Consider the following 15,656-nt stretch of genomic DNA (forward strand, 5'->3'; position numbering starts at 1 on the left):
CGTTTACATCCGATTCATAACCTCAGGTCCACTGGATTCCTGGTCGGATTCCTGGTCACCAATCGAGTGTCCAGTATTGAGGATACACGGACGTGATGATTGCAGACTACTCCAGTATTCGTCCGACCGAAAGCTGGGCCACCGCGCCGGTCACCACTGTCCCTAGCCGCATCAACGACCCCGACGCTTGCGGTGAGGCTGAGAACGCTGATGGGAGACGTTCTTATTGTTGCGGGCTTCCTCCTCCAGCCGCTTGGCCTCCATCAACTGCTCCTCCTCCAGAGAGGGCAGTCCCTGGCGCTTGCGGCGGGCATTCTCGCGGCGGTGATCCCGCTCCTCCTTGCTCTCTGCAGCCGGCGAGCCGGGAGTGGGCATATGGCGGACCTGGAACAGGGTTCGGCCCAGATTCCAAAGGTTATTGGTCAGCCAGTAAATCAGCACAGCGAAGGGGAAGTAGATGCCCGAGAAGATGTACATGACCGGGAAGATGAAGGCCATCATCTGCTGCATCTTGTACTGCTGTCCCTGCATGGCCGACCTGGGCATGTTCCGCCGGACGTTGTGGAACTGCGAGTAGAACATGGCCAGGCACATGAGCACGATAAAGACCACAATGACTATGCGGCCCGCACCCTGCGCGGACATGAAGTTGTCAGAAATCCGCAGCCCGAAGAAGGTGGTCTCCTCGAATTCTCGCGCCACCTGCCGATTGAAGGCTCCCAGGGGTGCACGCTTGCCCCGGGCAATGAAGGGCACAGCTGAAAGCACGTAGAACATGGTCATGAAGACCGGGCCCTGGACCAGCGCGGGCAGACAGGATCCCATGGGGTTGGCATGGTTGTCCTGATAGACCTTCATGGTCTCCCGGCTCATGGCCTCACGGCTGGCCGGATCCTTCTTGTTGCGGTACTTGTTCTGGATCTTCATCAGCTTGGGCTGCAGGGCCTGCATCTTTTGCATGGAACGCAACTGCTTGATGAAGAGCGGCAGCACACACAGGTTGACGACCAACACCAGCATCACTACCGAGAGCGCCCAGGCCACCCCGGGACCCTTGTGGAACCCGATCAGAGTCAGGAACTTGTGGCAGTAGGTCATGATGTAGGTCATGAGCCACTCGATGGGGTACAGGATCTTGTAGAAGAAGCCGTATATGCCCGTATCGAAGGTGAAAGTGTCGTTATTCTGGAACATTGTCAGGCCGTCTCCTTGTCTGGGGCCATGGGGGTCAGCCGGGCCTCCTCATGGGCCTTGGACCACGAGAATCGATAGAAGATGGAAAACCTTTGGGGCACGTCATCGATTCCGCCGTTGTTGAAGGGCGTGCAACGTAATAGCCGCAGAACGGCCAGGATGGTTCCACGCAAGGCACCGAACCTCCTCAGGGCAGTCAAAGCATATTGGGAACAGGTCGGGTAGTAACGGCACCTCGGCGGCGACAGAGGTGAGATGTGGCGCTGATACCAGCGGACTGCACCCTGCAGAACCCGGGAGGCCAGGCCGCTCATGCCCTGCATCCTTCTGTGGCTTTCTGCTGTTGAATCGGTTGACCCTTGGACTCGGCGATGAGCTGCGGACCTGACTGCCTCTGCGCATCGAGACCGCCGGCAGTCTTTCCAGTCTTGCGCATAAGGTCACGGAAGAGCCTGTCCACCTGCTCCTCCAACTGCTCGTAGGTGGCATTGGCGGCGCTGGGTTTAGCACGCATGACCAAATCGCAGGAGGATGGCAGCAGGTCCTCCTTGGATCCGGCAAGTTGTCTGAATCTGCGCTTGACCTTGTTTCTGGTCACTGCCTTACCCACGTTTTTGGATACAGCAAGCCCCATGCGGCGTCTGCCTGCAGGCAGGATGTCATGCCGCCCTTCACGCACAGCCGATGTCACCGGCAGCGGGGTCGCCGTCCGGTCAGATCCGGGTATCGAATAATGTATGACCAGATCCCTGCTGCTGACCCGATGGCGTCGCCTGAGCACCGCCGTGAACTCCCGGTGGCTCCTCAGCCGTTCCACCTTCTGAAAAGGGATTGGAATCCGACTCAGGCAGAAAGGGTCCGACGGCCCTTGGCCCGGCGGCGGTTGATCAGGGCGCGACCGGAGCGGGTGCGCATGCGAGCGCGGAATCCGTGCTTCATGTGACGACGGCGATTGTTGGGCTGGAATGTCCTCTTCATAATTCGTTGCTCCCGTGTGTAGACATACTCGAGTACGGCTCGTTATGAGTCAAGCTATATCACGGTACACATGAGCCGGGACGGAGTCAAACAGGCTTCCGCCATCCAGTTGGTGAGGACCACTCCATACCCTGTGCAAACCCTGTCATAGCGGGAGAACGGGCCTCCTTACTTATCCACAAATTACATCACTGTTATTCACATTCATCGCAGATACAACACGCTATCCTGTGGATAACCGCGCAAAGTCGGTGTAACAATGGGCTACTGTCGACTTTGAGAGAAGCAGGAAGACCGGGAAATCCGTCGTCGAGAAGAGAGGAGCACACTGATGGCGCAGGATCCGCTGGATGCCGCTGCCCAGGCCAAGAGAATCTGGGATTCGGTCCTGCAGGTGCTCCGCTACAGCAGCTCACTGACCTCCAGAGATAAGGGCTGGCTGGAGGACATCACCCCCGAGGCGGTTTTCGGCACCACCATCGTTCTTCGGGTCTCTTCCAAGGCCACCCAGGAGGCTGTGCAGGGACCGCTCAGCCAACCCCTCCTCAATGCACTGCAACTGGTCACCAACCAGGAAATGTTCCCGGCCATCAAAATCGTCTACCCAGAACAGATGGCCAAGCAGAAGGCTGCCGATCAGCAGAGCGACCAACGCGCATCCGCCATGACTGGCTCCACCCCGGGCAGCGGGGAGTTCCGTCAGGTTCCCGGTCCTGCTCAGGATTCCTATGGCGACTACCAGCGCCGGGTCGGCACCGATCGATCACCCAGTTCAGAGGTCCGCTCAAACTGGCGGACCGAGAATGCTGGAACTTCCAAGTCCCCGATTGTTTCCGTCAATGACTTCCACGAAGGCACCTATGTGCCCATGACCCTGGATATGCAGGCCGAGCTGTCCGAGCCCTCCCCCGTTATGGGGCCAAGGGCAGGCGCTGATGCCGACCAACAGAGTGAAACAGAGAGGACCGCATCCCGGTCCGCCTTCACCGTGCCCCGCTTCCCCATGAGCCAGAACCGGGTGGAGCGCGACCCGCAGACTCACCTGAACAAGAACGCCACCTTCGATACTTTCGTCCCGGGCGACTCCAACCGCTTTGCACGGACCGTGGCCTTGGCTGTGGCCGAAGGATCAGGCCAGGACTTCAACCCCTTATGTATCTATGGCAGCTCGGGCCTGGGCAAGACCCACCTGCTCAACGCCATCGGCAACTATGCCCTGGTCAAGGATCCCTCGCTCAAGGTTCGATACGTCAACTCGGAGGAATTCACCAACGAATTCATCGATGCCCTACAGAACTCCACCCAAGGGTCGGGCCAGATCGCGGAATTCAATCGCCGCTACCGGCAGGTGGATGTGCTCCTTATCGATGACATTCAGTTTCTGGGGGGCAAGGAAGCCACCCTGGACCAGTTCTTCCACACCTTTAATGCCCTGCATGATGCTAACAAGCGCATCGTCATTGCCTCGGACGTGGCCCCCAAGAATCTGAAGGGCTTCGAATCCCGACTGATCTCCCGCTTCGATTCAGGTCTGACTGTGGATGTCAAGCCACCTGACCGGGAGACTCGGGTGGCCATCCTTAGAATGATGGCCTCCATGAACGGGGTCAGCATTCCGAACGAGGTTCTGGATCTGATTGCGGAACGCTTCACCGAGAACATCCGAGAGCTTGAGGGGGCCCTGACCCGTGTCACCGCCGTGGCCAGCCTTAATAATCAGCCGGTCACCACGGCTCTGGCCGAACAGACACTGCAGGACTTCTTCTCTACGGATGTGGAGATCAAGCCCACTGACATCATCTCCCAGGTGGCCAAGTACTTCCATCTGACTTTCGATGATATCGTCGGTCGCACACGCACCAAGAACATCGCCCTGGCCCGGCAGATCGCCATGTACCTGGCCCGGGAAATGACCAGCATGTCCTTGGTGGACATCGGCGAGGTCTTTGGCGGCCGTGATCACACCACAGTCATGCACGCCTACACGCGTATCTCCAATGAGATGCAGGAGAAGCGGGAGATTTATAACTACGTCATGGAGCTGACTGTCCGTCTTAAGCAACCTCAGAATTGAAACGACACGCAGATACAGGTGTGGACCGACAGAAAAAGATATCCACTTACTTATCCCCGGATGTGGGCAAACCCTGGGAATAACCCACCGATTCTTCGGGGATAAGTGGTGAATTTGTAGCGAATAACCACCAGACTCTTGTGGATAACTCAGCGAAAATCCGCTCTTGTGGATAATTTGGCTTTTTAGTCACATCGACTTCACCACTTATCCACAACACCTGAATGAGGTCTATCCACCGCGTTGCAAGGATTCTAAAACTTATCCACACCATCCACCGGGCTTATTACGATGACTCTATGTATATTTATGCAGTAGTCACCTTCACATTCAAGCACACCTGCTCACTCCGACCAGATCACCTGACCTATTCGATAGAATGAATCCAGTTCATTCATCGACAAGAAGGCTCCCATGAAAGTAGAAGTGAATTCATCCGCACTCTCGGATGCAGTGGCCTGGACCACCCGCATCATCCCCTCCCGACCGGCTTCGCCGATTCTGGCGGGCATCAGGATGGAAGCCTCTGATGGAACATTGAAGCTATCTGCTTTCGACTACGAGGTTTCAGCAAGAAACCACATCGAGGCCGGCATCGACGAATCCGGGACGGCCTTGGTCCTGGGCAAATTGCTGGCGGACATCACCAAATCCCTGCCATCGGAGAAAACATATCTGTCAACCGAGGGGTCCAAGATGACCATCACCTCGGGCAAATCCACTTTTTCACTGCAACTGATGCCTGACAGCGAATATCCTGACCTCCCTGCCATCCCCGAACCCATGGGCCAGGTAGATGCTGAGACCTTTATCCAGTCCATCTCCCAGTCCATCGTCGCTGTTTCCAGAGAAGAGAGCCGTCCGGTCCTGACCAGCGTCAAGACCGAGATCACCGGGGACAAGGTGGTCATGACCGCCACCGACCGTTTCAGGCTGTCCCGTTCGAGCTTCACCTGGACTCCGCGCGATGCCGACTTTTCCACTTCCATGTTGATCCGTGGATCCCTACTGCGGGACATCGCCCGTTCACTGGACGAGCATCAGAACGTGACCATGGATTACGAAGCTGACAACCCCACCATCATGGGCGTGGAAAACGCCGGCAAGATATCCACCACCCAGCTAATTGACGGGGAATTTCCGGCAGTAGATCGTCTCTTTTCGGACGAGTACCCCATCCAGGCGGTCATCGCCCGGCAGGATCTGATCGACGCCATCAAGCGTGTGGCCCTGGTGGCCGAGCGCAATGCCCCCATTCGTATGGTTTTCTCCGGCAACGAGGTGACCCTGAGCGCCGGCACGGCTGACGAGGCACAGGCCCATGAGGTTCTGCAGGCGGATCTGGACGGTGAGGACATCACGGTGGCCTTCAATCCCAGCTACCTGATCGACGGGCTGGGCGCCATCGCTGAGCCCTTTGTCCGCATCAAGATGACCTCGGCGGTCAAGGCCGTGGAGTTCAACGGTCAGCAGGAGCAGGATTCCGAAGAGTCCATGGACTACCGTTACCTGCTGGTGCCCATGCGCTTCAACAACTGACGCCCGGGCAGGTTCGAGGAACAATCGTCGTGCACATCTCCCGTCTGGTTCTGGATCACTTCCGTTCCTGGGAGCATTGCGTCCTCGATCTGGAGCCTGGGGTGACCATTCTGGAGGGGCGCAACGGCCTGGGCAAAACCAACCTGGTCGAGGCCGTCGAGGTCCTGTCCACGGGCGGCAGCCATAGGACCTCGTCCTCACTGCCCCTGGTAGAGCGTGGGCAGTCCAAGGCCACCATCAGGGCCAGGCTGGAGCAGGACGGGACCGCCACCGACTATGAGCTGACCATTGCCGCCAAGGGAGCCAACCGGGGAAGAATCAACGGCGGGCCTTCCCTCTATCAGCGTGACCTGGTAGGCCGGGTGCCCAGCGTGACCTTCAGCCCTGAGGATCAGCTGATGGTCTCCGGAGAGCCGGCAGCCAGGCGGGCCGTGCTGGACCAGGCCGGCAGCCAGCTCGATGACGACTACTTCCAGGTCCGGCAGGATTTTCGCCATGTGGCCAGGCAGCGCGCCGCCCTACTTAAGCAGCTCTCCCAGGCGGGCCACGACACCTCCGGTGATGGGCGTGACGCCGCCCTGTCAGGCCTTGAGGTCTGGACCGGACAGTTTATTCGCACCGGGTTGGATCTGAGCCGACGACGAGCGGCTCTGGTAGAGGCCTTGGACCAGCCCTTTAGTGATTTATATGGTCGGCTGGCAGGCCCTGGTCAGGATGCTCGATTGATCTACCGCCCCTCTCTGGAGGAGATCGGGCCCGATAGGCAGACCGGTCCCGAGGTCGCGGAGGCCGTCAGTCGTCACTTTCAGCGGATATACCCGGGAGAAGTGGCCCGAGGCACCAATCTGATTGGTCCCCAGCGCGACGATCTGGCCTTCACCCTTAATGGCATGCCTGCCAGGGAGTTCGCCTCCAACGGTGAGATGTGGACCCTGGCCCTGGCTCTGAGGCTGGCTCTGTTGCAGGTGGTCAAGGATCGTCGCTCCCTGGAGCCCATCGTCATTCTGGATGATGTCTTCGCCCAATTGGATCGGGGCCGCAGGGACCAGATTCTGGACTTTGCCCGCCAGCAGGACCAGGTGCTGATCACCGTGGCCGCCGACAGTGATATTCCCTCTCTGCAGGGTGCCAGGCTGGTGGATGTGTCCGGACTGAAGCTTGTGCAGCCATCCGATCCGGCCACCGAGGATCCGGCTATCGCCAGTGCCATGCAGGACCTGCGGCGAACCAGAGGGACGGCCCATGACGACTCGGATAGGTCGGTGTCATGAAGGCGCCCATGGTAGAGACCCTGCATCTGGATCAGCGTCGCCTGCCGGCCCTGGTCTTCGAAGGCTGCACCCGACGGGCGGCCGCACGTCGGCAACGGGAGGACAACTCCCGTAAGGCCTGGTATGCATTCGGCAAGCCGGGCCGCGACCCAGCAAAGCTGGGAGGCGTGGTGACCAGCCTGGCCGCCGGAAGCGGGTGGACCAGTCATCTGAAGGTGGCCCGGCTACGCAACCAGTGGGACAGTGTGGTGGGACCCGGCATCGCCGCCCATTCAAGAGTGGTCTCCTACCGGGAAGGTGTACTGATTATTCAGGCGCAGACCACGGTCTGGGCCACCCAGCTGACCTATCTGGTCCCCCAGCTCAAGGCGACCATTGTCAAGCGTTTGGGCATGCCGGTCAAGCAGATCAGGGTGACCGGCCCTCACAACTACAGCTTCCGCCGTTCGCGGTTCGATCCGCCGGGCCGAGGCGTGCGCGACACTTATGGATGAACCCATAATCTGCGAATACCGTCTTCCCAGCTTTCTGTAAGCCTAAAGTCCCCTAGCGCTGGTAATCTATAGGTTATAGGGTCAAACGCTTCCAAGGCCCCTTTATGGACGATTTGGAACCTGGTGACCATGACTCGATCCCCCGCTCGACCACGAACGGAAGCTGCTTTGTCGTCAGTGGTCGACGATGGGGGTGCAGAAAGGACTATCCGTGGCAGATCTCAACACTGACCCGTCCCGGACCCCGCAAGAGGGCCGGGAGCATGAGGAGGACAAGCCTCAGGATGATGGCATGACGGGCCAGGATCAGCTGGACCAGCTGGACGACGCGCAGCTGGATGACTCGCTCTCCCCCGAGCATTATGACGCCAGCGATTTGAAGGTGCTGGAAGGGCTGGAGGCGGTCCGCGTCCGTCCCGGCATGTACATCGGCTCGACGGGCCCCAGGGGCCTGCATCACCTGGTCTACGAGATCGTCGACAACTCGGTCGATGAGGCCCTGGCCGGGTACGCCGACCATATTGAAGTCACCATCCTGCCCGACAACGGCATCCGGGTGGATGACAACGGCCGTGGCATCCCTGTGGACGAGGTGCCAGGCGAGGGCAAGAGCGGCGTCGAGGTGGTCATGACCAAGCTGCATGCCGGCGGCAAGTTCGGTGGCGGCGGCTACGCGGTCTCGGGCGGCCTGCACGGCGTTGGCATCTCCGTGGTCAACGCCCTGTCCACCCGGATTGACGTCCAGGTGCGCCGGCAGGGCTACCACTGGCATCAGAACTTCCGTAACCAGAAGCCCACCGCTCCCCTGTCCAAGGACCAGGCCATGGGGCCGGACGAGAGCACCGGAACCTCGGTGACCTTCTGGGCCGATCCCAAAATCTTCGAGACCACGGTCTACGACTTCGAGACCCTGCGCAGCCGCTTCCAGCAGATGGCCTTCCTCAACAAGGGCCTGCGGATCACCCTGACCGACCTGCGCCCCAATGACCAAGCTGGCGACGAGGTGGCGGGCGAGGAGCAGACCCCGGAGCAGAAGGGCCAGTCCGTCAGCTACCAATACGCCAACGGCATCAAGGACTATGTGGACTACCTGGTCAAGGTCAGGAAGGCCACGCCTGTGGAGGCCGAGGTCATCGACTTCGAGGCCGAGGACCTGAAGCTGGGCATCTCCGCCGAGGTGGCCATGCAGTGGACCACCGCCTACTCGGAGTCGGTCCACACCTTCGCCAACACCATCGCGACCACCGAGGGCGGCACCCATGAAGAGGGGTTCCGCGCGGCTCTGACAAGCATGATCAACCGCTATGCCCGGGACAAGAACATCCTCAAGGACAAGGATGACAACCTCTCGGGCGACGACGTGCGCGAGGGGCTGACCGCTGTGGTCTCCGTCAAGCTGACCAACCCCCAGTTCGAGGGCCAGACCAAGACCAAGTTGGGCAACTCCGAGGCCAAGACCTTCGTCCAGCGGGTCATGACCGAGAGACTGAGCGACTGGTTCGATGCCCACCCAGGCGAGGCCAAGGCCATCATCCAGAAGGCCATGGAGGCCTCCCGGGCCCGGATTGCGGCCAAGAAGGCCCGTGAGAACACCCGTCGCAAGTCCATCTTCGAGACGGCTGGAATGCCCGACAAGCTCAAGGACTGCCAGTCCAGCGACCCCGAAGAGTGTGAGCTGTTCATCGTGGAGGGCGACTCCGCAGGCGGCTCAGCCATTCAGGGGCGCAACCCCATGACCCAGGCCATCCTGCCCCTGCGCGGCAAGATCCTCAACACGGAGCGGGCCAGCCTGGACCGCATGATGAAGTCCGACACCATCGAATCCCTGATCACGGCCGTGGGCGGCGGATACGGCGAGGACTTCAACATCGATAAGGTGCGCTACCACAAGGTCATCATCATGGCCGACGCTGATGTGGACGGCGCCCACATCGCCACCCTGAACCTGACCCTCTTCTTCCGCTACATGCGGCCCATGATCGAGGCGGGCTACGTCTACGTGGCCATGCCCCCGCTCTACCGGCTCAAGTGGACCAAGGGGCCCCACAGCTTCGTCTACACCGATGCCGAGCGCGACAGGGTCCTGGCCGAGGGCAAGGCCGCTGGCCGGCAGCTGCCCAAGGGCGAAGGCATCCAGCGCTATAAGGGTCTGGGCGAGATGAGCTACCAGGAGCTCTGGGAGACCACCATGGACCCGGAACACCGCATCCTCAAGAAGATCCGCATCGATGACGCCGAGCAGGCCGACGAGACCTTCACCATGCTCATGGGCGACGAGGTCGAACCCCGGCGTCTGTTCATCCAGCGCAACGCCCACGACGCCCGCTTCATCGACGCCTGAGACGGACGCACTTCCCTTTTCACCATTTGAGCTAAGGATCGATTTTGGCAGACGATAACAACAACGACAACAGCCCGGATCAGGACGGCCTCAACCTGCCCGACGGGTCTCGAGAGCCGCTCAGCCCCCAGGAGATGGACAACACCGATTACGGCCTCCTTAAGGGTGAGCGGATTCAACCCATTGACCTCCAGCAGGAGATGCGGGAATCCTATCTGTCCTATGCCTTGTCGGTGATCGTGGAGCGGGCCCTGCCCGATGTCCGCGACGGTATGAAGCCGGTCCACCGCAGGGTCATCTACGCCATGTACGACGGCGGATACCGGCCCGACCGCGGCTACAACAAGTGCTCGCGCGTGGTGGGCGACGTCATGGGCAAGTACCACCCCCACGGCGATTCGGCCATCTACGACACCATCGTGCGTCTGGCCCAGTCCTGGTCCATGCGATATCCGCTGGTGGACGGCCAGGGCAACTTTGGCTCCCCCGGCGACGACCCAGCTGCCGCCATGAGGTACACCGAGTGCCGCATGGCCCCCCTGGCCATGGAGATGGTGCGCGACATCGACAAGGACACGGTCGACTTCATCCCCAACTACGACGGCAAGACCCAGGAGCCCACGGTTCTGCCCTCCCGCTTCCCCAACCTGCTGGTCAACGGATCAGCCGGTATCGCCGTGGGCATGGCCACCAACATTCCTCCGCACAACCTGCGTGAGGTGGCCAAGGGTGTGCACTGGGCCCTGGAGCATCCCGAGGCTTCCAAGGAGGAGCTGCTCAACGCCCTGATCGCCATCATCAAGGGACCCGACTTCCCCACCGGTGCCACCATTCTGGGTCACAAGGGCATCGAGCAGGCCTACCGGACCGGGCGCGGCCTGATTACCATGCGGGCCGTGGTCAACACCGAGGAGATCCGCGGAAGGATGTGCCTGGTGGTCACCGAGCTGCCCTACCAGGTCAACCCCGACCGGCTGGCCTCCTCCATCCGCGAGGCCGTGCGCGACGGCAAGATCCAGGGCATCGCCGACATGCGCGACGAGACCTCGGGCCGCACCGGCCAGCGCCTGGTCCTGGTGCTCAAGCGCGATGCTGTACCCAAGGTGGTCCTCAACAACCTTTACAAGCACACCCAGCTTCAGCAGACCTTCGGGGCCAACATGCTGGCTCTGGTGGATGGTGTCCCCAGGACTCTGAGCCTGGATGCCTTCATCCGCCACTGGGTGGATCATCAGCTGGATGTGGTCGAGCGACGCACCCGCTACCTGAAGCGTGAGGCCGAGGATCGCGACCACATCCTGCAGGGGTATCTGAAGGCTCTGGACATGATCGACCAGGTCATCGCCCTGATTCGCGCCTCCAAGGATGTGGAGACGGCACGCACAGGCCTGATGGAGCTGCTGGATGTGGACGAGGTCCAGGCCGATGCCATCCTGGCTATGCAGCTGCGCCGTCTGGCAGCCCTGGAACGGCAGAAGATCCTGGACGAGCATGAGGAGCTCATGCGCAAGATCGCCGATTACAACGACATCCTGGCCCATCCGGAACGTCAGCGCACCATCGTGGGCGATGAGTTGGACGAGATCGTTGACAAGTATGGCGACGAGCGGCGTACCCGAATCGTCCCTTACTCGGGCGAGATGAACGTGGAGGATTTGATTGCCGATGAGCAGGTGGTGGTTACCGTCACTCACTCCGGCTTCGTCAAGCGGACCAAGGCCGACGAGTACCGGGCCCAGCACCGCGGCGGCAAGGGCATCCGCGGGGCCAGATTGCGCGAGGACGATGTGGTGGACCACTTCTTCCTGACCAGCACCCACAATTGGTTGCTCTTCTTCACCAATAAGGGCAGGGTGTACCGGCTCAAGGCCTATGAGTTGCCCGAGGGGTCCCGCGACTCCAAGGGGCAGCATGTAGCCAACCTGCTCCAGCTGGGACCAGGCGAGCGGATTGAACAGATCCTTTCCCTACACGGCTACGACGATGCCGACTATCTGGTTCTGGCCACCCGGACCGGACGGGTCAAGAAGACCCGCCTGGCTGAGTATGATTCGCCCCGCCAGGGCGGTCTGATCGCCGTGCGGCTGATGGAGCTGGGCACCGTCACCAACGAGGAGGGACAGGAGGTACCCCAGAGCGATGAGCTGGTGGGTGCCGCCCTCTGCAATGCCGATGACGAAATCATCCTGGTCTCCCGCAAAGGCATGAGCGTGCGCTTCCCGGCCGACGACTCCACCCTGCGGCCCATGGGTCGGCAGACCGCCGGCGTCCAGGGCATGCGATTCCGCCCCGGCGACGAATTGCTGAGCATGGACGTGATCGCCAGTGAGTCCAGCGATGACCTGCTGGTGGTCACCGACGAAGGCTTTGCCAAGCGAACCGCGTTGAGCGAGTACCGCCTGCAGGGCCGCAACGGATACGGCGTCAAGGCCATCGCCATGGTGGAGGGCCGGGGATCCCTGGTCGGCGCCCTGGTGGTGAACGAGGACGACCAGATTATGGCCATCATGAAGTCCGGCAAGGTCATCCGCTCCGATGTGGCTGAGGTCAAGCGGACCGGTCGCAACACCCAGGGGGTCACCCTGGCCAAGCCCGACAAGGGTGATGAGATTCTCTCCATTGCCCGCAATGCCGAGCGTGATGATCAGGAAGAGGACGCCGGTCAGAGTGACCTGGCTCCCGCAGCTCCCCTGGCAGCCAAGGATCAGCCCATTGCAACCACCGGAACCGGCGACGGCCAGAGCCTGACCCAGGAGGACTGAGTTGGTCCGCTACCGGTCTGACAAGACTGGTAGCCTCATAAGAAGTCATGCAGGCCCAGCGGCGGTATGCGCGGGCCATTGAACGCAAGGATCAAGGAGTGCCGATGAGCCAGGATGATCAGAAGCAGGTCAAGGCCGGCAAGCAGGGCGCTGGTAAGTCCCAAAAGGGGAAGACCAAGGCTGATGAATCCGCACAGGGAGAGTCCCGTCGATCATCATCGGTCACTCCCCCGGCTCCTGCGGCTGGCAGGACGGCATCGGGACGTTCCGCGAGAACCGCAGCCTCGGCTGCCGGTCCGGTCAAAGTGTCCTCATCCCGTCCTGTTCGGCCTGCGGCTTCGGCTTCGGCGGCGCGTCCTCACGTGCCTCGGGCCCGGCGCATGCAGCTGTCCCTGACTCGTCTGGAGCCTTGGTCGGTGGCCAAGGTCACCTTCCTGCTGGCCATCGCTGGGGGCATCATTCAGGTGGTGGCCGCCGCCCTGCTTTGGTTCCTGCTCAACGCCATGGGGCTCTTCGACAACCTGACCCAGGTCATCTCCAAGACGGGCCTGGACGCGGGCGGCTTCGACCTGGGCCAGGTGCTGAGCCTGGGGACGGTCCTGAGTTCGGTGACCATCTTCTCCATTTTCGAGATTGTCATAGTAGTGGTTCTGGTCACCATTTTCGCCTTCCTGTACAACCTGGTCAGTTCCCTGGTGGGCGGCATCCACGTGACCCTGGGCGACGACTGAGCACCTGGTCGGCGCAGTCAATCGGCCGATAGGCCTGAGAGCGATTTAGACTGGAATTATGCTCTCGACGTACTTGGACTACTTCAGCGGCTCCTTTGGCATATCTCTGGTCTTTTGGCCCCTGGCCTCGCTGATTCTTACCCTGCCCATTCTTGCCCTGATCTACAACCGCTACCACCGGCTCCGGCTGACAGCAGCCATGGCGGCCTATTTGACAGTCTTATACCTGCTGGCCTTGGTCTTCTTCACCCTCTGGCCCATGCCCGACGACCGGGCCGCCTTCTGCGCCACCCATCATCTGACCCCCCAGCTCAACCCCCTGCAGTTCCTGACCGACCTGAGCACAGGCGGGCGGATGGCCATGCTGCAGATCCTGCTCAATGTGGCTTTCTTCCTGCCTCTGGGCTTCATCATGGGGCGGGTCTTCCGCTGGCGCTTCATCCTGGCCCTGCCGGTCGCTCTCCTGGTCTCCCTCTTCATCGAGACTGCCCAGCTGACCGGGGTCTTCGGCATCGTGGGCTGCGCCTACCGCCTCTTCGACGTGGACGACCTGATCTGGAATACCTCAGGCGCCATAATCGGCTACCTGGTAGCCATGGCGGCCAACAAACTCGTTCCCACCCGTCAGGCTGACGCCGCCCAGCTTGTCACCAACCCCGGGTTCATACACCGTGCCGTCTCCCTGGCCTTGGATCTGCTCCTGGCCACCATCCTGTCCATGTCTTTGGGGATGGGCGTAACCTATGCGGTCCATCGTCTGGGTACCTATCAGCTGGATGGCCACTACCGTTTTGGCGGGCTGCTGATCGCACCATCCGCTCTGGACGTGTTTGGAACCGTAGTTGATCTGGCCATGCTGCTGATCTTCGAACTGCTCATCCCCCTGCCCCGCCGGGGACGGACGCTGGGCGCCACATTCACCCATATGACCGTCGAGACCAAGCAGCGGCATGGCTGGTCCCGCTTCCTCTTCTATCTGTTGAGGACTGCAGTCATCCTGGCCGTCTTCGGCCCCTGGACCGGCAACGTTCAGATTGCAACGCGCATCCTGGCTCTGCTTCTGCTGGTCTTTTATCTGATCAAGCGGCAGATGCCCTACGACCTCTTGCCCGGGACAGCCTACCGGGCGGAGGACACAGGTGCAGAGAAATCCGCCGACGACCGGCGGGGATGAAGCCTGACCTCGGACAGGATGATGGCGTCGAAGATGATGGCGAAGCCCAACAGATGGGTGGCCGTCAGCTCCTCGTGCAGGACCAGGACCGAGACCAGCATGCCGAACAGGCTCTCCGAGCACAGGATCAGCGAACCCTGGGCGGCTGGAACCCTGGAAAAGGCGATGTTCTGGAAGTTCTGGGCCATCAGGGTCGAGATCAGCGTCAGATAAATCATGGAGCCAAGGGTCGAAGGCGTGAAGTCGGCCGCAGTGGGCAGAGGATCGAAGATTAACGCGCAGATCAGGAAGAGAATGTCTCCGAAGAGCAGCTCCAGGTAGGTCAGCGTGGGCGCATCGAACTTCTTGGTCAGGAAACCGGTGATTACCAGGTTGACCCCATAGAGCAGGGCGCCGGCCAAGGTCAGCAGGTCACCCGTGCTCAAAGACAGCCCCTGTCCCCCGCCATGGGCCGGCAGCGAGATCAGAGCCACGCCCAGGATGCAGATGGCAGCAGCGACAAAGTGGCGCAGGGCCGGCCGTCGACGTGCCATGATCCAGACAAGGAAGGGCACAAAGATGCAGTAGGTGGCCGTCAGGAAGGAGTTGCGGCCTGGAGCGATGGTGGTCAGTCCCATCATCTGCAGGCTGAAGGCAGCCCAGTAGCTGACCCCCAGGATCAGCCCCGGTATCAGGGTGTGTATGGCCCCGGTTCGGCGTAGTCGTGGCAGTAAAAAGGGCGTCATGATTACGATGGCGCACAGGATGCGAATGCCCATCAGCCAGCGCACGGTCAAGGTCTCCATGGCAACCTTTTCGAAGGTGTATCCGGCTCCCCAGGCGGCCGCGGCCATCAGCAGCATCAGGCGGGCCAGCCAGGTGGAGGGTTTCCAGGACGAAGAGGGTGCGAAGGTAGACATGTTTCGACTCTAACCGTGCCCGCCCACAAGTGAGAATTGATTCGCAAGACATGTATACATCCGACTATTGAGTCCAATGCCGACTTGCTCCACCAAGGCGTCCTATACTGCGAATGTGGCGTCTGGACTGAGTAGTTCCAGTGTCCAGTCTGTGCACATAGGCGTGCAGACCGACTGATTGCAAAAGGAAAGAGAGAGT

General features: G+C 60.8%; 12 protein-coding genes and 1 pseudogene. 8 read left to right on the plus strand and 5 right to left on the minus strand.

Features of this window, described 5'->3' with window-relative positions; all coding sequences use genetic code 11:
• Positions 1 to 171: 171 nt before the first annotated feature.
• From yidC to rpmH, 4 genes and pseudogenes are all read right to left on the minus strand, one after another.
• Positions 172 to 1,194, minus strand: coding sequence for a membrane protein insertase YidC (gene yidC / locus P272_RS0104625; RefSeq protein ID WP_029678379.1), 1,023 nt, complete (start codon positions 1,192 to 1,194; stop codon positions 172 to 174).
• Positions 1,195 to 1,196: 2 nt separating this feature from the next.
• Positions 1,197 to 1,508, minus strand: a complete 312-nt coding sequence (yidD, locus tag P272_RS0104630; RefSeq protein WP_029678380.1) for a membrane protein insertion efficiency factor YidD — start codon at positions 1,506 to 1,508, stop codon at positions 1,197 to 1,199.
• A 169-nt stretch (positions 1,509 to 1,677) separates the two neighbouring features.
• Positions 1,678 to 2,011 (minus strand): annotated as a pseudogene (rnpA, locus tag P272_RS0104635) (ribonuclease P protein component); the annotation flags it as partial.
• Between the two features lie 26 nt (positions 2,012 to 2,037).
• Positions 2,038 to 2,172, minus strand: coding sequence for a 50S ribosomal protein L34 (rpmH, locus tag P272_RS0104640; RefSeq protein ID WP_015022700.1), 135 nt, complete (start codon positions 2,170 to 2,172; stop codon positions 2,038 to 2,040).
• Positions 2,173 to 2,503: 331 nt separating this feature from the next.
• On the opposite strand from rpmH, the gene dnaA reads away from it, so the two are divergent.
• The 8 genes from dnaA to P272_RS0104680 all read left to right on the plus strand — a co-directional run bounded on the left by dnaA (position 2,504) and on the right by P272_RS0104680 (position 14,558).
• Positions 2,504 to 4,246 carry a chromosomal replication initiator protein DnaA gene (gene dnaA / locus P272_RS0104645; RefSeq protein ID WP_029678382.1) on the plus strand — a complete coding sequence of 581 codons (1,743 nt, stop codon included), beginning with the start codon at positions 2,504 to 2,506 and terminating at the stop codon, positions 4,244 to 4,246.
• A gap of 414 nt (positions 4,247 to 4,660) precedes the next feature.
• Positions 4,661 to 5,785, plus strand: a complete 1,125-nt coding sequence (gene dnaN, locus P272_RS0104650) for a DNA polymerase III subunit beta (protein ID WP_029678383.1) — start codon at positions 4,661 to 4,663, stop codon at positions 5,783 to 5,785.
• Positions 5,786 to 5,814: 29 nt separating this feature from the next.
• Positions 5,815 to 7,056 (plus strand): DNA replication/repair protein RecF, encoded by a 1,242-nt coding sequence (gene recF, locus P272_RS0104655; protein ID WP_029678384.1) that lies wholly within the window; start codon positions 5,815 to 5,817, stop codon positions 7,054 to 7,056.
• Between the two features lie 8 nt (positions 7,057 to 7,064).
• Complete coding sequence (locus tag P272_RS0104660; protein WP_441293855.1) at positions 7,065 to 7,550, plus strand: DUF721 domain-containing protein; 486 nt, start codon at positions 7,065 to 7,067, stop codon at positions 7,548 to 7,550.
• A gap of 292 nt (positions 7,551 to 7,842) precedes the next feature.
• A complete protein-coding gene (gyrB, locus tag P272_RS0104665; RefSeq protein WP_029678386.1) occupies positions 7,843 to 9,891 on the plus strand; it encodes a DNA topoisomerase (ATP-hydrolyzing) subunit B in 2,049 nt (682 codons plus the stop codon).
• Positions 9,892 to 10,025: 134 nt separating this feature from the next.
• On the plus strand, positions 10,026 to 12,653 hold the full coding sequence (gene gyrA / locus P272_RS0104670; RefSeq protein ID WP_253269669.1) for a DNA gyrase subunit A: 2,628 nt from the start codon (positions 10,026 to 10,028) through the stop codon (positions 12,651 to 12,653).
• A 104-nt stretch (positions 12,654 to 12,757) separates the two neighbouring features.
• The gene (locus P272_RS0104675) at positions 12,758 to 13,384 is read left to right on the plus strand and encodes a DUF3566 domain-containing protein (protein ID WP_029678388.1); all 627 of its coding nucleotides are present in this window, start codon (positions 12,758 to 12,760) and stop codon (positions 13,382 to 13,384) included.
• Between the two features lie 58 nt (positions 13,385 to 13,442).
• Positions 13,443 to 14,558, plus strand: a complete 1,116-nt coding sequence (locus P272_RS0104680) for a VanZ family protein (protein ID WP_044097760.1) — start codon at positions 13,443 to 13,445, stop codon at positions 14,556 to 14,558.
• On the opposite strand, the gene P272_RS0104685 is transcribed toward P272_RS0104680, so the two are convergent.
• Positions 14,504 to 15,457 (minus strand): DMT family transporter, encoded by a 954-nt coding sequence (locus P272_RS0104685; protein ID WP_044097761.1) that lies wholly within the window; start codon positions 15,455 to 15,457, stop codon positions 14,504 to 14,506. The genes P272_RS0104680 and P272_RS0104685 overlap by 55 nt on opposite strands.
• Positions 15,458 to 15,656 lie beyond the last annotated feature (199 nt).

Source organism: Bifidobacterium sp. 7101 (genome assembly GCF_000499285.1).
Taxonomy (GTDB): domain Bacteria; phylum Actinomycetota; class Actinomycetes; order Actinomycetales; family Bifidobacteriaceae; genus Bombiscardovia; species Bombiscardovia apis_A.